Origin of the sequence: Dyella koreensis (assembly GCF_044904565.1) — a bacterium.
GTDB classification, from domain to species: Bacteria; Pseudomonadota; Gammaproteobacteria; order Xanthomonadales; family Rhodanobacteraceae; genus Dyella_D; species Dyella_D koreensis.
The window spans coordinates 118,628-138,499 of the sequence record NZ_JADIKD010000011.1 but is presented as its reverse complement, the minus strand read 5'-3'; the positions used below and the strand labels follow the sequence as shown (position 1 = coordinate 138,499).

Sequence of the window (19,872 nt, the reverse complement as noted above, 5' to 3'; positions counted from 1 at the left end):
TAGCATGCGAACGGGTTCTTAGGGGATGGTGATGGCGATGCTCGGCTGGCTTCACGCATGGCTCGTTCCAGCGCCGGATTCGCGCGTTGCCGCGATCCGGCGGCAGGGTAAGTCGCCTTGGGCAGAGGCGGTGCATCTGCTGTGGTCGGCATGGGTATTCATCACGCCGGCGTTTGGTGACGGTTTCACCTTGCGCTGGCTGTTGATCACCCTGGCGTCCTACCCGCTATTCCTACTGCTGTTCGCCAAGGTGATGCTGGCGCCGCGCCGTACGGCGCCACGTTATGCGCTTGGCCTGGCGGGTCTGAGCATTGCGCTGTTGCCGTGGTACCCGAGTGGGGTCACCTATTTCATCTACGGCTGCGTTTCCTGCAGCCTGTCCAATTCGCGTCGCGTCTCGCTGTTGTTGCTATGGCTGATGGGACTCAATGCGCTATTCGTGCTGGTGGCTTCGGCGGTGGGGTATCCCTGGCAGGTGTTGTTGGCGGTGCCATGCATGACGCTGATCATCGGCACCGTCAGCCACGTCGAACGCATCGAGCACGAAAAGGATGCGGCGCTCAAGCTGTCGCAGGAAGAAGTACGCCGCCTAGCTGCCACGGCAGAGCGCGAACGTATCGGCCGCGATCTGCACGACTTGCTGGGGCACACGCTGTCGCTGATCACGCTCAAGCTGGAGCTTTCACGCAAGCTGTTCGATCGCGATGCCGAAGCCGCGCGGCGTGAAGTGGCGGAAGCGGAAAAAGTGGCGCGTCACGCTCTTGCGGAAGTGCGCTCGGCGGTGACCGGCATCCGCGCTACCGATCTCGCCGCCGAACTGGCCTCGGCGCGCCTGCTGCTGGAGTCGTCGGCTGTTCACCTGGATTACGCCGCGCCGCCACGGGGCATGCCGCTGGATATCGAGCGCTGCCTGTCACTGGTGTTGCGCGAGGCGGCCACCAATATCGCGCGGCACGCGCAGGCCAGCCGTGCGCGCATCGAGTTCCAGCGCGATGGGCACGTGCTGCAGCTGCGCATCACCGACGATGGCCGCGGCGGGATCGTGCAGGACGGCAACGGCCTGTGCGGCATGCGCGAGCGCGTGCGCGCCATCGGGGGCAACCTCAGTATCGATTCGGCCCGTGGCAAGGGTACGACCTTGCTGGTGACGGTGCCCTTGCCGCATGCCATGCCGCAGGCGGCGCGTGCGGAACCACGCAACGGCGAAACGCAGGACGCGATCGCCGCCATCGACACGCCCCACGCCGTCTGATGTACGCCTGGCTTACCCCGCGTCCCGACTCACTCATCGGCCAGTTGCGTTCGCCGATGTTCCTGCTGCGCTCCGCCTTCGGCCAGGCGCTGTGGGTGGTGATGCTGATCGCGGTGCCGCTGGGTGCGCAGGGTTTTGCCTGGTCGTGGTTTCTGCCGACCGTGCTCACCATGCCGGTGTACCTGTATCTGCAGGCGCAGGTCTATATCGGCCCGATGCGCCGGTTGCCCTGGTACATCGGCGGCATGGCGTTGCTTGGCTTTGCCTTGTGGCCGGTCAACAGCGTTGCGTTCGGTTACTTGATATGCGCCGGAGCGGCGCTGTCGGTGACATCGTCGATGCGCGTATGGATCGTCGGCGTCTTTGCCCTGGCGTTGTTGTCACTGCCTGTGGTGCTGTGGCTGCACGCACCGCTGTGGATCATGCTGGTGGTGCTGTTCGCCGGCATTCTCGGCGGCTCGAGCAATTTCCTGTACATCCGCAACCTGCGCAAGGATGCGGAGCTGCGCCTGTCGCAGGGCGAAGTGCGCCGCCTTGCCACCCTGGCCGAGCGCGAGCGCATCGGTCGCGACTTGCATGACCTGCTCGGACACACGCTGTCGTTGGTAGCGATCAAGTCCGAACTGGCGCGCCGCCTTGCACTGGAAGATCCGGCACGTGCGCAGCGCGAAATGGATGAAGTGGAAAAGGTTGCGCGGCACGCGCTGGCTGAAGTGCGCGCGGCGGTCACCGGCATGCGGCGCAGCGATCTGGCTGCTGAACTGATTTCCGCGCGGCTGATGCTGGAAGCGTCCGGCATGATCTTCGAGGGGGAGCTGCCGGCTGAGGTCAGTCTGCCGCCGGTCATCGAGGCGCAGCTTGCCCTGGTCCTGCGCGAAGCCGTCACCAATATCCACCGCCACGCTCATGCCACGTCAGCGAGCGTGCGTTTTCTTGTAGAGCCAGACAGGTTTGATATGCAGATCAGCGACAACGGTTGCGGCGGTCTCGCCGCGCATGGCAATGGTGTCAGCGGCATGCGTGAGCGCGTGCGCGCGCTGGGTGGTGTGCTGGAGATCGATTCGCCAGCCAGGCACGGCACGCGGCTGCAGGTTCGGGTGCCTTTGTCGCAGGCTGCTGCCGCCACCGCTGTGGAACCACCAAGGAGCGTCGCATGATCCGTGTATTGCTGGCCGAAGATCAGGCGATGGTGCGCGGCGCGCTATCCGCGCTGCTCAACCTTGAATCGGACATCGAAGTGCTCGGCACCGCCGCGGACGGCGAGGCGGCATGGCGCGAATTGCAGCGGCTCAAACCGGACGTACTGGTGACCGATATCGAGATGCCTGGCCTCACCGGTCTGGAATTGGCGCAACGCATTCAGCGCCACGAATTGCCGATGAAGGTGATCATCGTGACGACTTTTGCGCGCCCTGGTTTTCTGCGCCGCGCGCTGGATGCCGGTGTGTCGGGCTATTTGCTCAAGGATGCCCCTGCAGAAAATCTTGCCGAAGCGCTGCGCATGGTTCATCGCGGCGGCCGCGCGATCGATCCGCAGCTCGCTCTCGAGGCATGGTCGGAAGCGGATCCTTTGAACGATCGCGAACGTCAGGTGCTGCGCCTGGCCGGCGAGGGCCAGTCGGCGAGCGATATCGCCACGCAATTGAATCTCTCGCATGGCACGGTGCGTAATTATCTTTCCGAGGCGATCGGTAAATTAGGTGCGGCCAATCGCATCGAGGCTTATCGACTTGCGCGACAAAAAGGTTGGTTGTAGGAATTATTCGTAGTCGTTAAAAAATCGCTTGCTTCGATAATCGCCATCACGTAATGTTCGCGGCCTTCGCCATTGCCGGCGATTTCACTATGGAAAAGATCATGTCGCACGTTCTCCACAATGCAGCCTTGCTGTCGCGCATTAGTCGCGATGCATTGCCGCGCCTGTGCGACGAACGGTGCATGCACGGCAAAGGTTTTCTTCTGATCGACTGATCCCGCCTGCGGAGATCGGTCACCCCGATCTCCCGAGGCAACGCGAATGCCCTCGGGTCGCCACACCCGGGGGCATTTTGTTTCTGGCGTTCGCAAGGGATGACCATGCATCGAAACACGATGCTGAGTTCGACGATCGGAAGTTCTCTTCCGCCCTGAAGCATCCGGCTACATGGAGTGGCTGAGGCAGGGGCGTGCTGCAACCGGCGCATGAGCAGGCTCCTAATGCTTCGGCGCGGGCGGTGCGGATCAACGTACTCATCACGCATTCGGGCGTTTGCGCCCACACGCATTGCCGGTTGGCGACAGCCGGCAATACGCAGCATCCAACGACGGATTTCAGCGGTGCGGGTTCCAAAGCCCGTCCGGTGCGCGCGGCGCTGCCGCAGCGTATGCCGAGGTTCGTACGAGGGTGTTGCGCGACGACGTTAGCTCAGCCTGGAAGAGCGCCGGCTTCATCGCCGGAGGTCGCCGGTTCGAATCCGGTACGTCGTACATTGGATAGCTCAGTCGGGTAGAGCATCGGTGCTGGATACCGAGTGTCGCGGGTTCGATTCCCGCTCCAAACCATGACCTGTCAACGTCATGACCCGGGAACGAAAGTTCCCTCCCAGGAAGCGCCCTGTGCGGCGTCCGATATGTTCGTCATGGAAGGCGGCAGTTGGACAAAGCAGCGGGTGCGGCGCTGGACCCTTGTCCCGAGTCGGGGCAGGTGGCGATCGGATGGCATTGGAGGCGGCTTGCCGCAGCGATGCCGGTGGATGGTCATCTCCCTCGGCGAGGCGCTTGGGTTTCGCGACGCAGACGTAAAGGGGCGCTTCCGCCTTACTCGATCTTTTCGATAGGAAAGCGATTTCCGATTCGATTATCCCGCGGGGGAGAGGGCAGTGCGCTCTCGATTATCTCAACATTTTTTTGCGCGGCTCCGGTCCGCTCGCGCAAATGGATTATCTGAAGCGGATCGAATCTAGGGATGAAAGGAGTATTCCCATGTTCTGGATCAAGCAAATCGTGATCGGCGACGGTGAGCGCGGTTTGCTGTACCGCAACCGTCAACTGCAGGGCGTCCTGTCCGCGGGCGTGTATCGCTACTTCGACCCGCTCGGCCGCATCGCGGTCGTCGTGCACAACGTGTCGCGCGCCGAATATGCCGGTGCCGACGCCGAGGTGCTGATGGCGCAGATGGGCGCCTGGCTGGCGATGCACTTTCTGGTGGCCGACGTCGGCACGGGCCAGGTCGGCCTGGTGCTGAAGAACGGCAAGCTGGAGGATGTGCTGGCGCCGGGCACGCGCAAGCTGTACTGGAAGGATTTGGTGCAGGTTGAGCTGCGCCTGGTGTCGCTGGCCGACACGCTGGAGCTGGAGGCGGATGTCGCTAGCCGTCTGCGTCAGCTTTGCGCGCTCGGCAAAGTGGCGGTGACCGTGGAGGTGCCGGTGGAGTCGGCGGGTCTGTTGTTCGTCGACGGCAAGCTGGTGCGCACGCTGGCACCGGGTGCCTACGCCTTCTGGAACTTCCAGAGGAACGTGGTGGCCGAGGTGATCGACCAGCGCGTGCAGTCGCTGGAGGTATCAGGTCAGGAGCTGTTGACCCGCGACAAGGTGAGTCTGCGCGTGAACCTGGCCGCCAGCCTGCGCGTGACCGACCCGGTCGCCGCGCGCACCAAGGTGACCAAGTACAGCGATTACCTGTACCGCGAACTGCAGTACGGCCTGCGCAAGGCGGTTTCCGCCAAGACGCTGGACGAGCTGCTCGGCGACAAGGCGTCGCTGGACGCGGACATCTTTGCCTACGTGTATGGCCGTGTCGGTGAGCTGGGTCTGGAGGTGCTTGGCGTGGGCGTGAAGGACGTGATCCTGCCGGGTGAGATGAAGGACATCCTCAACAGCGTGGTGCAGGCGGAGAAGGCGGCCCAGGCCAATGTGATCCGCCGTCGCGAGGAGGCGAACGCCACGCGTTCCCTGCTCAACACGGCACGCCTGATCGAGGAGAGCCCGGTGCTGATGCGCCTGAAGGAGCTGGAGGCGCTGGAGAAGGTCACCGAGAAGATCGACAAGCTGACCGTGTTCGGCGGCCTGGATGGCGTGCTGAAGCAACTGGTCACGCTGAAGGAGTAAAACAGCGGTGTGGCGAACGGAATCGCCGCATCGCCCAATCAAGGAATGTTGGATATGGAAACGAACTCGCAATACGAATTCCTGCACGTGGGAAGCAAGAGCACCCCGATCAAGGGCTGGGTACAAGGCGTGCCGCTGGAAGAACAGGCGCGTCAGCAGTTGCAGAACATCGCCGCGCTGCCGTTTGTCGGTCCCTGGGTCGCGGTGATGCCTGACGTGCATTTGGGCAAGGGCGCCACGGTGGGCTCGGTGGTGCCGACGCGCGGGGCGATCATTCCCGCCGCGGTCGGTGTGGACATTGGCTGCGGCATGGCGGCGGTCAGGACCACGCTGCGTGCCAGCGATCTGCCGGACAACCTGGCGCAACTGCGTTCGAGCATCGAGCGTGGCGTGCCGGTCGGCAATGGCCGCGGCGGTGAGCATCGCCGGATGCCGGACGGTATCGAGACGCGCATGACGCAGTCGGGGTTGTTCCAGCGACTGGAGGCTATCAAGACCAAGCACCGCAAGATCCGCACCGATAAAGTCGAGCATCAGCTGGGCACGCTCGGTGGCGGCAACCACTTCATCGAAATCTGTCTCGACGAGGCGGATGTGGTGTGGGTGATGCTGCACTCGGGTTCGCGTGGTACGGGCAACCTGATCGGTAGCTACTTCATCGAGCGGGCGCGCGAGGAACTGGCGCATCGTGTGCTCGGCTTCCATCTGCCGGATAAGGATCTGGCCTTCTTTCTGGAAGGCGAGCCGCTGTTCGACGATTACGTGGAGGCGGTGTCCTGGGCACAGGACTACGCGCGCCATAACCGTGAAGCGATGATGGCGCGGGTGCTTAACGAGATGCGCCACCGTCTGCCGAAGTTCCAGTTGGAGAAGATGGCAGTCAACTGCCACCACAACTATGTGCAGCGCGAAACGCACTTTGGTGAATCGCTGCTGGTGACCCGTAAGGGCGCCGTCAGCGCTCGCGAGGGTGAGCTCGGCATCATCCCGGGCAGCATGGGCACGAAGAGCTACATCGTGCGCGGCAAGGGTAACGCGGACAGCTTCCACAGCTGCAGCCACGGCGCCGGTCGCGTGATGAGCCGTAGCGCGGCAAAGCAGAGCATCACGCTCAGCCAGCACCGCGAGGCAACGGCTCATGTCGAGTGCCGCAAGGATGCGGGTGTGATCGATGAATCGCCCGCCGCCTACAAGTCGATCGACGCGGTGATGGCCGCACAGACCGACCTCGTGGAAGTGGTTCACACCTTGCGCCAGGTGCTGTGCGTGAAGGGTTGATGCCGGACTCTGCACTTACCAAGCGACGCCGTCCTTCGGGGCGGCGTTTTTTTATGGATCGAGCGCATGGCTAGAATGCCCAGCCATTGGAAGCTTTGAGCGAGGATGCATGGTGCGCAGGAATGGGGTTCGCTGGGTTTGGGCGCTTTTGAGCGCATGTCTGGCTGCTTGCCATTCGGCCTCCGCACCGCTCGGGCAGGACGCTTATGTGTGGCAGCGCCAATGGAACTCGTCCGTCGTGACGGCGCTCGGTCAGTCAGCCGATCTCGTGCGCGATTGGCGGGTGCTGGCGGCGCAGACCGATGCGCGTGGGCAACTGCGGCCGGTGGCGACGGATCGGGCGGCACTCGCCGCTACCCATCGGCCGGTGATCCTGGTCTTCCGCATTGAAGGGCAGTTGGTGCAGTGGGACGAGGATGCATTGCTCGCGCAGATCCAGGCGTTGCGGGATAGCTGGCGTGGCTATCCGTTGGCCGGCATCGAGATCGATCACGACTGTGGGACGGCACGGTTGCCCGCATACGCCCATTTCCTTGGCCGGTTACGGCAAGCATTGGGCGGACTCCAGCTTTCGATCACCGCGTTGCCTGCGTGGCTGTCGTCGGGTGATCTGGACAAGGTGATCGCGCAAGCCGACGAAGTGATCTTGCAGGTGCATGCCGTGCAGTCGCCGCGCGCCGGTTTGTTCGACGATGCCTTGGCGCGAGTTTGGATTGACCGCTTCGCCGCCCGCAGCAGCAAACCCTTTCGCGTGGCCTTGCCCAACTACGGGACACGGGTGGCATGGGATAGCGATGGCCGTGTCGTGGCAGTGCAGAGCGAGTCCCCCGTATTGGTAGGCGGCATGGAAGCGAGCGAGCTGGCGGCGTCGCCCGCGAAGGTGGCGACTTTGCTGAGCGCGTTGCGCAGCGACCGGCCGAAGGGTTTGTCGGGCATTGTGTGGTTTCGCCTGCCCACGCCGCAGGACGAGCGCGCCTGGAGCCTGCCGACCTGGCGTGCGGTGATGACGGGGTTGCCACTGACGAATCGCCTGGCGGCGTTGTTTCAGGATGGGGCAGTGCCGGGCATGGTTGACGTGATCCTGCGCAACGACGGGGACGTGGATATCGGATTGCCGCATGGCATCCAGTTGCCGGTGGGATGCACGGTGGCGGATGGCGTCAATGGTTATGCGCTGAGCTCTCGCAACGGCCAACTCTTTCTTCAGCGCTCACAGGACGGGTGGTTGCGGGCGCATCGCCAGCGCGCGGTAGGCTGGGCTCGCTGCGGTACGGGCAAAGCACTCCCGGTGATTGCGCCCTGAGCTATTCCGCTGCGCTGCCTTTCCCCTCATCATTCGCTGTATTGCTGTCGCTAAGGGGAAGGAGTTCCATGATCAAGCGCAAATGGATAGTGGCCGGTGTACTGGCTGGCATGACCGGGGCTGTGGTCTGGGCCTGCGGTCCGGATTTCCCGAGCCAGCTGCTCGATCACCGCGAAGCCACGTTGAGGGCGACTCCGCAGAACAGTTTCGCTTTCGAGGTGAGCCATCTGCTGCCTCCGACGGATTCGTTGCAGGCGGATGAGTCGAATGCGTCGCCGAGTCAGGATGATCAGGCAGCCATGGCCAAGGCGCAGGGGTTGTCGCCGGAGCAATGGGCCACAGTGGTCAAGCTGCGTGAGGCCGACACCGGCAGCAAGGCTTATGAGGATGGCAAGGATCTGCCTGCGGATCTGCGTGCGTACACCGCGGGCGCCGTGGACTATGCCGCCGCCGAGATGTCTTGCGAAGGCAGTGACGAAGCCGCCGACAAAGCGCAAGGCGATGTGTGCGAGCCGGCCACCGATGAGGCCATGGATCACGCCATCGCCAGTTTCGAGCAGGTGCTTGCGCTGCCACCGGAGCAGGCGAAGCTGCGTTCAGTGTGGGCCGCTTACATGCTCGGCCGGATTCATGCGGCGCGAGCCCATGCGCACGCAAGCGAGGCGGAGGTATTCAAGCGCGAGCGCGACGCGGCAGCAAAAGCTTTCGAGCTGGCGCGCACACGGGCCGTGGATGGTGCCGCCGACACCCAGGGATTGGCGGTATCCAGTTTCGGTGAAGAAGCACGTCTCTATCTGTACAGCGAGGGACGCTTGTGCGGTTGGAGCGAGCTATGGAGCGATAAGGAGACCTGCGGCCAAGCACTGGCTCCCGCGGATCTGAAGCGCGCCATCACGCTGTATGCCGCGCAGGCGGGCCACGGCTCCAACAGCGCAGTACAGTCGCTGGCGGCTATCGCAGCCAATGCGCTGGCGGATGACGAGCTCGCAGTTGCCTTGATCGATGCGCCTGTTCCGCAGCGGCTGCTGGTCTCCTACGCCTTGGCGCGAGAAGGCGATGAGGTGACGGAATCATCGGCGGGTGCGGCGCAGGCGGCGAAGCCCAATCCTCGCCTGCTGGCGTTGGTGTCGGCGATTGAGCAGCGTGGGCTCGATCAGGTGGCCGGTGCCGATCGCCTGGCCGCCTTGGCCTATCGCCTCGGCCGTTACGATCTGGCCGCCAAGCTGGCGGACAAAGCTTCCGGTCCGTTGGCAAGTTGGGTACGCGCCAAGCTCGCCTTGCAGAAGGGTGATCTGCTGGCTGCGGCGGCGGCTTATGCGGAGGCTGCGAAGGCCTTCCCCAAGGCTGATGATCCGAAAGCCAGCATCGATGTCGGCAATACCAAGCTCCTGGTCGGCGAACAGGGTGTGCTTGCCTTGGCGCGCGGCGAATACGTGGAAGCGATGGGGCACCTGTACGACGCGGCGAATGCGACAGGCGGCAACGGTAATGTTTACGACGAGGATGAGGGAAGCGGCGTCGGCTATGGTAATGACGCTTCTTATGTCGCCGAGCGGGTCCTCAACGTCGATGAGTTGAAAACCTTCGTCGATGCACATGCCCCGGCGTCGCCCGCGCCGGCACCTGCGCACGCCACGTCGGCAGCACCGGAGCCTTACTACGGCAGTCCGCCGCTGGCCGACAACCTGCGCTGGTTGCTGGCGCGGCGTTTGATGCGTGCCGGACGTTATGACGAAGCGCTGGGCTATTTCCCGGTCAGCGGCGATCGCCGCTTCGGCGAAGTGGACATGCGCACGAAGGCACGTGAATTTGTCGGCGCCGTGCGCGACAGCGAGCATGCCTGGACGGACGTCGGCAAGGCCGAGGCGCGTTACGCCGCGGCGAAGATCGAGCGCGAGCAGGGCATGGAGCTGTTCGGTTATGAGCAGGGGCCCGACTACACCGACATCGGTGGGAGTTTCCAAGGCGGCAGCGGTCATTCCGCCGATGATCTGAAGCAGTCGTTCGTCACCGATGGCGAGCGCCAGCGCTTTGCCGGAAGCGGCGCCAAGCCCGATCTGCGCTTCCATTACCGCTATCTGGCCGCCGACCGAGCGACCAGCGCCGCCGATCTGCTACCTCGGCGCTCGCAGGCCTTTGCTGCCGTGTTGTGCCAGGCCACCGGCTGGATGCTGGAGGGGCCGCCCGATTACAGCGACCACTATCAGGGCTATGGCGAGCCGGTGCCGACGGAGCCATCGGAGCGGGAGCGCAAGGCCGGGGCGCTGTATCAGCGTTATGTGAAGCAAGGCCCCTATGTGGATTGGGCGGCGAACTTCGGGCGCGACTGCGAAGAGCCCGATTTCGACAAGGCCCGGGCCATGCAGCGACACCATTATGTTGTGCAGGCCAAGCACATGGTCCGCCGTTACTGGCCGCTGGAGCTGGGTGGGTTGGTGCTGGTGGCTGGGGGTTTGGTATGGGGCATACGCCGGCGCAAGAACCGCAAACTGCCCGGTTGAGGTGCCTGGGCGGCCGGGGTGCGGGATAATGGCCCGTTTCCCGCCGCCCACTGGCCGACCGTTGAAGAAGTCTGATTTTGATTTTGACCTGCCGCCCGAGCTGATCGCGCAGGCGCCTCTGGCCGAACGCACGGCCAGCCGCCTGTTGCTGCTCGACGTGGACGCGCAGTCCTTGCAGGACCGCATGTTCCGCGAGTTGCCCCAGTTGTTGCGCAAGGGCGATCTGATGGTCTTCAACGACACTCGCGTGTTGCCGGCCCGTCTCTATGGGCGCAAGGAGAGCGGTGGCGCGGTAGAAATCCTGATCGAGCGCGTGACCGGTGCGCACGAAGCCACTGTGCAACTCGGTGTGAGCAAGAAGCCGAAGGAGGGCGGTCGTATCGAGCTGGCTGATGGCAGTCATGCTGTGGTGCTTGGGCGCGACGGTGCGTTTTTCCGGCTGCGCTTCGAGTCGCCCGATCCGCTGGAGCGCCTGCTGCTGCGGCTTGGCGAAATGCCGTTGCCGCCGTATATCGAACGCCACGCCGATGCGAGCGATCTCGAGCGTTACCAGACCGTGTTCGCCCGCGAACCCGGTGCCGTCGCCGCGCCCACCGCCGGCCTGCATTTTGATGAGGGGATGCTGGCGACGCTGCGCGAGTTGGGGGTGGAGTTCGGCTATGTGACCCTGCATGTCGGTGCCGGCACTTTCCAGCCGGTGCGCACCGACGATATCAAGGATCACCAGATGCACCGCGAGTGGCTGAATGTCGGCGCGAGTCTGGTGGAGCAGATCCGTCGCACACGCGCCCGCGGTGGGCGCGTGGTTGCGGTGGGCACGACCGTGGTGCGCGCGCTGGAAAGCGCCAGTCGCGAAGGCGAGCTGCAGCCATTCGCGGGGGAGACGCAGATTTTCATCTTCCCTGGCTACCGATTCAGCAGCATCGACGGCCTGATCACCAACTTCCATCTGCCGCAGTCGACCCTGCTGATGCTGGTGTCGGCGCTGGCTGGGCGGGACTTTGTGTTGCAGGCCTATCGACACGCCGTCGAACAGCGCTACCGCTTCTTCTCCTATGGCGACGCCATGATGATTCTGCCGCGCGGCGACTGACCGCAGCCGGCCGTCCAGCGGCCCGCCTCCGAAACACGCGATAATCCCCTTATGACTTCCCTGCAATTTGACATTTCCGCCACCGACGGCGCCGCCCGGCGTGGCCGTCTGACCTTTGCCCGCGGCACCGTGGAAACCCCGGCGTTCATGCCGGTGGGCACCTATGGCTCGGTCAAGGCCATGACGCCGCGCGACATCAAGGACGTTGGCGCGGAGATCATCCTCGGCAACACCTTTCATCTATTCCTGCGGCCAGGGCTGGAGATCGTCGAGCAGTTCGGTGGACTGCATAAGTTCATCGGTTGGGACAAGCCGATCCTGACCGACTCGGGCGGCTTTCAGGTGTTCTCGCTGGCGCACAAGCGCAAGATCACCGAGGAGGGCGTGACCTTCGCTTCGCCGGTGGACGGCTCGAAGGTGTTTCTGTCGCCGGAAGAGTCGATGCGAATCCAGAAGACGCTGGACTCCGATGTGGTGATGATCTTCGACGAGTGCACGCCCTATCCGGCGACGGAGAAGGTGGCTTCCACGTCGATGGAGTTGAGCTTGCGCTGGGCCGAGCGATCGCGCCGGGCGTTCGACGATTTGCACAACCCCAATTCGCTGTTCGGCATCGTGCAGGGCAGTGTTTACGAGAACCTGCGTCGCCGTTCCGCCGAAGGGCTGGTGAATATCGGCTTCGACGGCTACGCGGTCGGCGGTCTCGCAGTGGGCGAGCCGGAAGCGGAGCGTAATCACACGCTGGATTTCACCGTGCCACTGCTGCCGCAGGACAAGCCGCGTTATCTGATGGGCGTGGGACGGCCGGAGGACATTGTCGAAGCGGTGCGCCGCGGCATCGACATGTTCGATTGCGTGATGCCCACCCGCAATGCGCGCAACGGCTTCCTGTTCACCGACGAAGGCACCTTGCGCATCCGCAATGCCAAGTACGCGATGGATACGCGGGTGATCGAGGAAGGTTGTGACTGCTATGCCTGCAGCCGCGGTTTCAGCCGTGCCTACCTGCGCCATCTGGATCGCTGCAACGAAATCCTCGGCAGCCAGCTCGCCACCATGCATAACCTGCGGCATTACCAGCGCCTGATGGCCGGCTTGCGAGGCGCGATTGTCGCCGGGCAGTTGGACGATTTCGTGGCCGAGTTCTACGCCAAGCGGAAACGCCCCGAGGCCTAAGTTCTCTGTAGGAGCCCACCCTGTGGGCGACTGGGGACGGTACTTCGTCTGGTTTTCGCGCACAGGGTGCGCTCCTACATAAGAGCGGTGGCGAACGAAATTGCGGCCTCACGGTCCCAGGCCCGGGTAGGGGGGTGATGGCGAGGCGTAGTTCTCAATGTGGCGCAGGGTGCTTGCAAATGGCACCCGAAGCACCCCATAAGCTAGCGCTGGTGCGCCCTGCCGCCGGATAGGCCGCCGTGCGTGCCACCCGGGGGGCGTGGCATAATCCACGATCTTTTTCAGGCATCTGGCGGAAATTCCTGCCGGTGCCGCAACTTACGAGACAAGAAGATGAATTTTCCGACCACTTTCGTGATCGCCCAGGCTGCTCCAGCGGCGGCTGGCGCCCAGGCGCCGAACCCGCTGATGACCTTCCTGCCTCTGATCCTGCTGTTCGTGGTGTTCTACTTCCTGATGATCCGCCCGCAGATGAAGCGGCAGAAGGAGCACCGCACGATGGTTTCGGCCCTGTCCAAGGGCGACGAAGTGGTGACCAACGGCGGCATCGCTGGTCGCGTGGACGAGGTCGGCGAGTCCTTCCTTACCGTCGAGATCGCGCCGAACGTGAAGATCAAGGTGCAGAAGGGCGCCGTGTCTCAGGTGCTGCCCAAGGGCACGCTGAAGTCGTCCTGATCCGGCCCGCTCTCTCTTCTGATGAGAGCGGTGATTAGGCACGGGGCGGACGCCCTGCGCTTTCCACGCGAATGATGCTACCGCCGCGGCCCTGTGCCGCGGCTTTGACGGATGCAAGGCATGAGTGATTTTCCACGCTGGAAATATTTCCTGGTCGCCATCGTATTGGTGCTGGGCATCGTCTACGCGTTGCCGAACGTGTTCATGCCGGTGCCCGCCGTGCAGATCACGGCCAACCGCAATGGCCTGATCGACCAGGCGCTCGAGCAGAAGGTAGGTGCTGCGCTCAAGCAGCAGAACATCGCCTACCAGGACCTCGCCCTCACCGGTGATCACCTGCTGGCGAGTTTCGCTAACGGCGACGTGCAGAAGAGCGCGGCCGACGCGATCAAGGCGGCGTTGGGCGACGACTACACGGTGGCGTTCAACCTCCGTTCCACCGTGCCGCACTGGCTGACCGCCATTGGCGCGCGTTCCATGCCGCTGGGCCTCGACCTGCAGGGCGGTGTGCACTTCCTGATGGAGGTCGATCAGAACGATGTGATCGACAAGCAGGAAACGCGTTACGCGGACGACATCCGTACCTCGCTGCGCGACAAGCACATCCAATACGACTCGGTCAGTCGCAACGCCACTCGTGGCCAGGGCGTGGCCGTGGTGCTGCGCTCGGCAGCGGACCGCACGGCGGCGGCCAACGCCATCGCGGCGGACTATCCTGATCTTGCTACCCAGGATGGCGCGGTCACCGGCGACCGCTTCGTGCTCAATGCCGCATTGCGTCCCGAGAAGCTGCGCGAGTTCTCGCTCAACGCCATCCGCCAGAACCTGGGTACGCTGCGCAACCGCATCAATGCGCTGGGTGTGTCCGAGCCGATCATCCAGCAGCAGGGCGATAGCCGCATCATCGTCGAGCTGGCCGGCGTGCAGGACACTGCCGAAGCGAAGAAGCTGATCGGCGCCACCGCCACGCTAGAATACCGCGGCGGTTATGGCACGCCTCAGCAGGCCATTGACGCTGCGCGCACCGGCAACGTGCCGCCCGATGCGCGTCTGTACAAGGGTCAGGACGGCCGCCCCTACCTGCTGAGCAAGAAGATCATCGCTCGCGGCGATCAGCTGGTGGATGCCTCCTCCGGCTTCGACCAGCAGTCCGGTACGCCCATGGTCTCGGTGACACTCAATGCAGCGGCCGCCAAGAGCATGCTGGACTACACCACTGCCAATGTCGGCAAGCCGATGGGCGTGGTGTACATCGAGCGCGTGGTGGACACCAAGATCGTCGACGGCAAGGAAGTGCGTACGCCGAAGGTCACCGAGGAGGTGATCAACTACGCCACCGTCAACGGCGTGTTCGGCAAGAACTTCCAGACCACCGGCCTGCGCAGCCCGAAGGAAGCTTCGGAACTGGCGCTGCTGCTCAAGGGCGGTTCGCTGGCGGCCCCTATCGACATTGTCGAAGAGCGCGTGATCGGTCCCAGCCTGGGTCAGGACAACATCGCCAAGGGCCTGAAGGCCGTGCTGATCGGCCTGGGCCTGGTACTGCTGGCCGCGGCCATCTACTACAAGCTGTTCGGTCTGGTGGCCGATGTGGCTCTGTTCTTCAACCTGGTGCTGCTGGTTGCCGTGATGTCGATGATCGGCGTCACCCTGACCATGCCGGGCATCGCCGGTATCGTGCTGACGCTAGGTATGGCGATCGACGCCAACGTGCTGATCTGCGAACGCGTGCGAGAGGAGCTACGCAACGGTTCCACGCCGCTGGCCGCGATCCGCGCGGGTTACGAGAAAGCGTGGGCCACCATTCTGGATGCCAACGTCACCCACCTGATCGCCGCGCTGGCGCTCACCACCATGGGCTCCGGCCCGATCAAGGGCTTCGGTGTCACGCTGCTGATCGGCATCCTGACCTCGATGTTCACCTCGGTCACCGTGACCCACGCGATCACCGCGTTGATCCATGGCGGCCGCAAGCTCAAGACGCTGTCGGTCTGAAGAGGAACAGACACACATGGAAATCTTCAACCACAACAGCAACGTCAACTTCCTCGGCATGAGGAAGATCAGCATCGGCATCGCCATCCTGCTGATGCTGGCTTCGATCGCCCTGCTGATCACCCGTGGGCTGGACTACGGCCTGGACTTCACCGGCGGTATCTCCGCCGAGGTGAGCTACCAGCAACCGGTGGCTGTCGCCGACGTGCGCGAGTCGCTGGCCAAGGCAGGCATGGACCACGCCGTGGTGCAGAGCCTCGGCGGCACCAAGGAAGTCTCGATCCGCATGCAGCCCACCGACGCCATGAAGGACGAGGGCGGCAAGGTGAACCTGGACAAGGTCTCTGACGTCGTCAGCAAGGCTCTGCAGGCGACGCGCCCGGACGCCACGCTCAAGAGCCGCTCCTCGGTGAGCTCGCAGGTAGGTGACGAGCTGCGCAGCGACGGCATGGTCGCCGCGATCTTCGTGATCATCGGCATCGGCCTGTACCTGTGGGTCCGCTTCGAGCGCCGCTTCGCCATCGCCGCACTGGCGACGGAGGTGCACGACGTGCTGATCACGCTCGGCATCCTGGCTCTGATGCGCCGCGAGTTCGATCTGACCGTGCTGGCCTCGGTGCTGGCGGTGATCGGTTACTCCATCAACGACAAGGTGGTGGTGTTCGACCGTATCCGCGAACTGTTCCGCCTCGCCCGCAAGGCCGAGCCGGAGGAAGTGCTGAACCGCTCGATCAACAGCACCCTGTCGCGAACCATCATCACCTCGCTGTTCACCGGCATCACCATGGCGGCGCTGTACTTCATCGGTGGTCCGGTAGTGCACGGCTTCGCTATCACCATGCTGATCGGCATCGTGGTTGGCACCCTCTCGTCCATCTTTGTCGCCAGCCCGATCCTGCTGTGGCTGGGCGTATCGAAGAAGGACCTGATGCCGCAGACGAAGGAGAATCCGGAGCTGGCGCGGCGGCCTTGATGCGCTTTTGTTTATTGCCTTGTGAAAAAAGCCCGGGATTATCCCGGGCTTTTTTTATGGCGATTGTTTGTGAAGTTCCGATTCGAAATTTCTTACGAAATGACGTAGGAAATTAATCTGTCATCCAATGGCATGCACTCAAGTGATTACGACTCTCCAATGCCGTATAGATGGCATAACGGCGCCGTTCATTAACTAATTGTTGACTTATTGTGAGAGCCAAAGTTATGTTCGAGTTATTCCATGCGACAGTTCTGCGACAGCTTGCGTTTGCGTGATGCATTCCGCAAGAAATCGTGATCTGACGAGGGATACGGAGCGCGGCGGTTCGAGGGGGATGCCTACGGATCGCGCCTCAGTAATTGGTTGGCTGCCACCCGATATATCGGATGGTTTTGCTCAATTTCGCCCACTTCCCACGTGGGCTTTTTCGGGGAGATCCACAATGAGTTTTCGTTCGTTGAATCGCGGTTATCTGCGCCATTCGGCGTTGGCGGCTGCGTTGATGATGGGTATGGCCGGCACGGCCTTCGCTCAGTCGACCACCGGTAACATCTTCGGCCAGGCCGAGCCTGGCGATACCGTGACTGTCACCAGCGCCACCGGTCTGACCCGTCAGGTCCAGGTCGATGCCAGCGGCCGTTACAGCGCCAATAACCTGTCGGTCGGTTCCTACACCGTGACCCTGCAGAAGGGTGGCGCCACTGTCGATACGCGCAAGGACGTCACCATCAAGGTGGGTTCGGGTACCGAGGTGTCGTTTGCCGCGGCCTCCAACGCTTCTTCGCTGTCCGCCGTGACGGTGACGGCGAACGCGCTGCCGGCCATCGACGTTTCCGGCGTCGACTCCCGTACCGTGATCACCTCCGAGCAGTTGGCCCGCCTGCCGCTGGCCCGCAGTGCCGAGGCAATCGCCTTGCTGGCACCGGGCGTGGTGCAGGGCAGTGGCTACTTCTCCGGCAATCTCGGCGGTCCGCTGGTGTCGTTTGGCGGTTCGTCAGTGACCGAGAACGCGTACTACATCAACGGCTTCAATACGACCGACCCGCTCAGCGGCTTCGGTGGTCTGACCTTGCCGTACGGTGCGATCGATCAGCAGGAAATCCTTAGCGGCGGTTACGGTGCGGCCTATGGTCGTTCCGACGGCGGCGTGATCAGCCAGGTCGGCAAGCGCGGCACGAACGAATGGCACTTCGGTGGTCAGATTCTGTGGACGCCTACCGATCTGATGGCTGACCCGAAGAACTACCACCTGGTCAACAAGGACGGGTCGCAGGGCCGGTTGCGTCAGTACCGTCAGGACAACAAGTCCTGGAATACGACCGTTTCGGCCTATGTCGGCGGTCCGCTTATCAAGGATAAGTTGTTCTTCTTCGCAGCTGTTGAAGGCGAGCGCAATCAAGGTACCAACAGCTCCCTCAATACCACTGCTGGCGTCGGCCCATATACTGCGCCGTTTGAGAATCACGGCAAGATTGACAGCCCGAAGTGGTACACCAAGCTGGACTGGAACATCACCGACAGCAACGTGTTGGAGATCACCGGTGCTTCCAGCAAGTCTTCGTACGAAGGTCGCCTGAACAACTTTGACTACACCACCTTGAAGGAAGGTGCGTTCAGTCACTACGACACCTCCATCAAGAACGGTGCCGACCTGTATTCGGGCAAGTTCACCAGTTACATCACCGACGATCTGACCCTGTCGATCATGTACGGCAAGATGAAGGGTACCTACTACAGCAACACCCCGGGTTTCGATCCGACCTACCCGCACCTGTTCACTCCGGACCAGCAGAACCCGGATTTGAATGGCGGTACGCCGATCACCAACAACCAGACGATCTCCACGATCAATCTGCCGGGCCATAAGTCGACCAACACCAATCTGCGCGTCGACCTTACCTACAAGTTGGGCAGCCACACTCTGACGGCCGGTATCGACAACCAGGACGTGAAGAACACCAACGCGGGCACCATCTTCCCGTCTAACGGCTTGGGCTATGCGTGGGAGTACAACGCTCCTGCCGCCGATCCGGGCACCTACATCATTGGTGGTCCGGGTACGGCTCAGCCGGGCGCTGATTGGCACAATTCGCCGTGGGTAGATGCCACTGCCAATTATCCGGGCGGTGGGACGGGTTACTACGTCGCCAAGTACCAGTACCACGACAACGCTTCGGTGCGCGTAGCGCAGCGTGCGCAGTACATCCAGGACGACTGGCAGATTACCGACCGCTGGTTGGTCAAGCTGGGCCTGCGCAATGACCAGTTCACCAACTACAACGCCGCAGGCGCGCCGTACCTGCGTTTGACCACGCCGCAGTGGGCGCCTCGCGTGGGCTTCAGCTGGGACGTGAACGGCGACTCCAGCTTCAAGGTCTACGGTAATGCCGGTCGCTACTACCTTGCGATGCCGACTAGCGTGGCTCTGCGTTCCGCCGGCTCGTCGCTGTACACCCGCGTCTACTACACCTATACCGGTATCGATGCCAACGGCATCCCGACCGGCCTGACCCCGATCGACACCAGCCTGGGTGCGGGCACTCCGTTCTCTGCCAACGGCGAATACGGTCAGCCGCGTGATCCGAAGGTGGGTACGGCTCAGAACCTCAAGTCGGAGTACCAGGATGAATACATCCTCGGTTTCGACAAGAAGCTGGGCGACTCGTGGGTCTACGGTGCCAAGGCGACCTATCGCAACCTGCGCAATGCTATCGACGATATCGGTGACAACGTCTCGATCATCGCCAAGATGAACGCGATGGGTATTGATCCGAACAGCTACGATGCCACGCAGGTTCCTGGCAGCATTCTGATTAACCCGGGCAAGAATGCCGTCTTCAACGTTCCGAAGCTGGCCGGTGGTTACTATCAGGTTCCGATGGATTGGAAGAAGGACTTTGGCTTCAACACCACCATGAAGCGCAAGTACTACGGCTTGAATCTGTACCTGGAGCATCCGTTCGACGGCAAGTGGTACGGCAAGATCGACTACTTGTGGTCGCGCAGCTATGGCAATTCGGAAGGTCAGGTGCGCAGCGATATCGGCCAGACCGACGTTTCGGCGACAGTGGACTGGGATTACGCCCAAGCCATGGATTACGCCAACGGTTATCTGGCGAACGATCGTAAGCATCAGATCAAGGCGTATGGCTCGTACCAGATCGCTCCGGAGTGGATGGTGTCTGGCAATTTGCAGATCCTGTCGGGTACTCCGCAGAGCTGCCTTGGCCTCTACGGCGCGGATGAGACCAACCCGGGCCTCGGTTACGGTTCGGTCTATCACTTCTGCAACGGAAAGCCGTTCCGTCCGGGCGACAAGCGCAATCCGTGGACCTACCTGCTTAGCCTGAGCGCAGAATATCGTCCTGAATGGGCGGATAAGAAGCTCGGTCTGAACGTGATGGTCTTCAACGTGCTCAATAAGCAGACCACGACGCAGGTATATGCAACCTCGACCAACTCGAGCTACCTGCGCCCGATCAGCTCGCAGACCCCGCGCTATGTCCGCTTCGGTGTGACGTACGACTTCTGATAGCTAAA

13 protein-coding genes and 2 tRNA genes are annotated in these 19,872 nt (G+C 62.7%); all 15 read left to right on the top strand.

Annotated features, from left to right (window positions below; translation table 11 throughout):
• The first annotated feature begins 37 nt into the window (after positions 1–37).
• The 15 genes from ISS97_RS12630 to ISS97_RS12560 all read left to right on the top strand — a co-directional run bounded on the left by ISS97_RS12630 (position 38) and on the right by ISS97_RS12560 (position 19,864).
• Positions 38–1,252: a sensor histidine kinase gene (locus ISS97_RS12630; RefSeq protein ID WP_379983863.1), complete on the top strand. Its 1,215-nt coding sequence runs from the start codon at positions 38–40 to the stop codon at positions 1,250–1,252.
• Positions 1,252–2,409 carry a sensor histidine kinase gene (locus ISS97_RS12625; protein WP_379983862.1) on the top strand — a complete coding sequence of 386 codons (1,158 nt, stop codon included), beginning with the start codon at positions 1,252–1,254 and terminating at the stop codon, positions 2,407–2,409. The genes ISS97_RS12630 and ISS97_RS12625 overlap by 1 nt, the downstream gene beginning before the upstream one ends.
• Positions 2,406–3,008: a response regulator transcription factor gene (locus ISS97_RS12620; RefSeq protein WP_379983861.1), complete on the top strand. Its 603-nt coding sequence runs from the start codon at positions 2,406–2,408 to the stop codon at positions 3,006–3,008. The genes ISS97_RS12625 and ISS97_RS12620 overlap by 4 nt, the downstream gene beginning before the upstream one ends.
• 637 nt (positions 3,009–3,645) lie before the next feature.
• Positions 3,646–3,718: transfer RNA gene (locus ISS97_RS12615), tRNA-OTHER, on the top strand.
• A gap of 2 nt (positions 3,719–3,720) precedes the next feature.
• Positions 3,721–3,793, top strand: a tRNA-Pro gene (locus ISS97_RS12610).
• A 420-nt stretch (positions 3,794–4,213) separates the two neighbouring features.
• On the top strand, positions 4,214–5,338 hold the full coding sequence (locus ISS97_RS12605) for a slipin family protein (protein WP_379983860.1): 1,125 nt from the start codon (positions 4,214–4,216) through the stop codon (positions 5,336–5,338).
• 54 nt (positions 5,339–5,392) lie between these two features.
• The gene (locus tag ISS97_RS12600) at positions 5,393–6,616 is read left to right on the top strand and encodes an RtcB family protein (RefSeq protein ID WP_379983859.1); all 1,224 of its coding nucleotides are present in this window, start codon (positions 5,393–5,395) and stop codon (positions 6,614–6,616) included.
• A gap of 148 nt (positions 6,617–6,764) precedes the next feature.
• The gene (locus tag ISS97_RS12595) at positions 6,765–7,919 is read left to right on the top strand and encodes a DUF3142 domain-containing protein (RefSeq protein WP_404580110.1); all 1,155 of its coding nucleotides are present in this window, start codon (positions 6,765–6,767) and stop codon (positions 7,917–7,919) included.
• A gap of 68 nt (positions 7,920–7,987) precedes the next feature.
• A complete protein-coding gene (locus ISS97_RS12590) occupies positions 7,988–10,420 on the top strand; it encodes a hypothetical protein (RefSeq protein ID WP_379983857.1) in 2,433 nt (810 codons plus the stop codon).
• A gap of 28 nt (positions 10,421–10,448) precedes the next feature.
• The gene (gene queA / locus ISS97_RS12585; RefSeq protein ID WP_379983856.1) at positions 10,449–11,513 is read left to right on the top strand and encodes a tRNA preQ1(34) S-adenosylmethionine ribosyltransferase-isomerase QueA; all 1,065 of its coding nucleotides are present in this window, start codon (positions 10,449–10,451) and stop codon (positions 11,511–11,513) included.
• Positions 11,514–11,564: 51 nt separating this feature from the next.
• A complete protein-coding gene (gene tgt / locus ISS97_RS12580) occupies positions 11,565–12,689 on the top strand; it encodes a tRNA guanosine(34) transglycosylase Tgt (protein WP_379983855.1) in 1,125 nt (374 codons plus the stop codon).
• A gap of 333 nt (positions 12,690–13,022) precedes the next feature.
• Positions 13,023–13,364, top strand: coding sequence for a preprotein translocase subunit YajC (gene yajC, locus ISS97_RS12575; protein ID WP_379983854.1), 342 nt, complete (start codon positions 13,023–13,025; stop codon positions 13,362–13,364).
• Positions 13,365–13,484: 120 nt separating this feature from the next.
• Positions 13,485–15,356 (top strand): protein translocase subunit SecD, encoded by a 1,872-nt coding sequence (gene secD / locus ISS97_RS12570; protein ID WP_379983853.1) that lies wholly within the window; start codon positions 13,485–13,487, stop codon positions 15,354–15,356.
• A 16-nt stretch (positions 15,357–15,372) separates the two neighbouring features.
• On the top strand, positions 15,373–16,329 hold the full coding sequence (gene secF, locus ISS97_RS12565; protein ID WP_379983852.1) for a protein translocase subunit SecF: 957 nt from the start codon (positions 15,373–15,375) through the stop codon (positions 16,327–16,329).
• A 445-nt stretch (positions 16,330–16,774) separates the two neighbouring features.
• Complete coding sequence (locus tag ISS97_RS12560) at positions 16,775–19,864, top strand: TonB-dependent receptor (protein WP_379983851.1); 3,090 nt, start codon at positions 16,775–16,777, stop codon at positions 19,862–19,864.
• Positions 19,865–19,872: the final 8 nt, after the last annotated feature.

Excerpts from the sequence above, each read along its gene's own strand:
- queA (WP_379983856.1), top strand. The coding sequence starts at position 10,449 with ATGGCCCGTTTCCCGCCGCCCACTGGCCGACCGTTGAAGAAGTCTGAT.
- tgt (WP_379983855.1), top strand. The coding sequence starts at position 11,565 with ATGACTTCCCTGCAATTTGACATTTCCGCCACCGACGGCGCCGCCCGG.
- secD (WP_379983853.1), top strand. The coding sequence starts at position 13,485 with ATGAGTGATTTTCCACGCTGGAAATATTTCCTGGTCGCCATCGTATTG.
- ISS97_RS12590 (WP_379983857.1), top strand. The coding sequence starts at position 7,988 with ATGATCAAGCGCAAATGGATAGTGGCCGGTGTACTGGCTGGCATGACC.
- ISS97_RS12625 (WP_379983862.1), top strand. The coding sequence starts at position 1,252 with ATGTACGCCTGGCTTACCCCGCGTCCCGACTCACTCATCGGCCAGTTG.
- ISS97_RS12600 (WP_379983859.1), top strand. The coding sequence starts at position 5,393 with ATGGAAACGAACTCGCAATACGAATTCCTGCACGTGGGAAGCAAGAGC.
- ISS97_RS12605 (WP_379983860.1), top strand. The coding sequence starts at position 4,214 with ATGTTCTGGATCAAGCAAATCGTGATCGGCGACGGTGAGCGCGGTTTG.
- yajC (WP_379983854.1), top strand. The coding sequence starts at position 13,023 with ATGAATTTTCCGACCACTTTCGTGATCGCCCAGGCTGCTCCAGCGGCG.
- ISS97_RS12620 (WP_379983861.1), top strand. The coding sequence starts at position 2,406 with ATGATCCGTGTATTGCTGGCCGAAGATCAGGCGATGGTGCGCGGCGCG.
- ISS97_RS12560 (WP_379983851.1), top strand. The coding sequence starts at position 16,775 with ATGAGTTTTCGTTCGTTGAATCGCGGTTATCTGCGCCATTCGGCGTTG.
- ISS97_RS12630 (WP_379983863.1), top strand. The coding sequence starts at position 38 with ATGCTCGGCTGGCTTCACGCATGGCTCGTTCCAGCGCCGGATTCGCGC.
- secF (WP_379983852.1), top strand. The coding sequence starts at position 15,373 with ATGGAAATCTTCAACCACAACAGCAACGTCAACTTCCTCGGCATGAGG.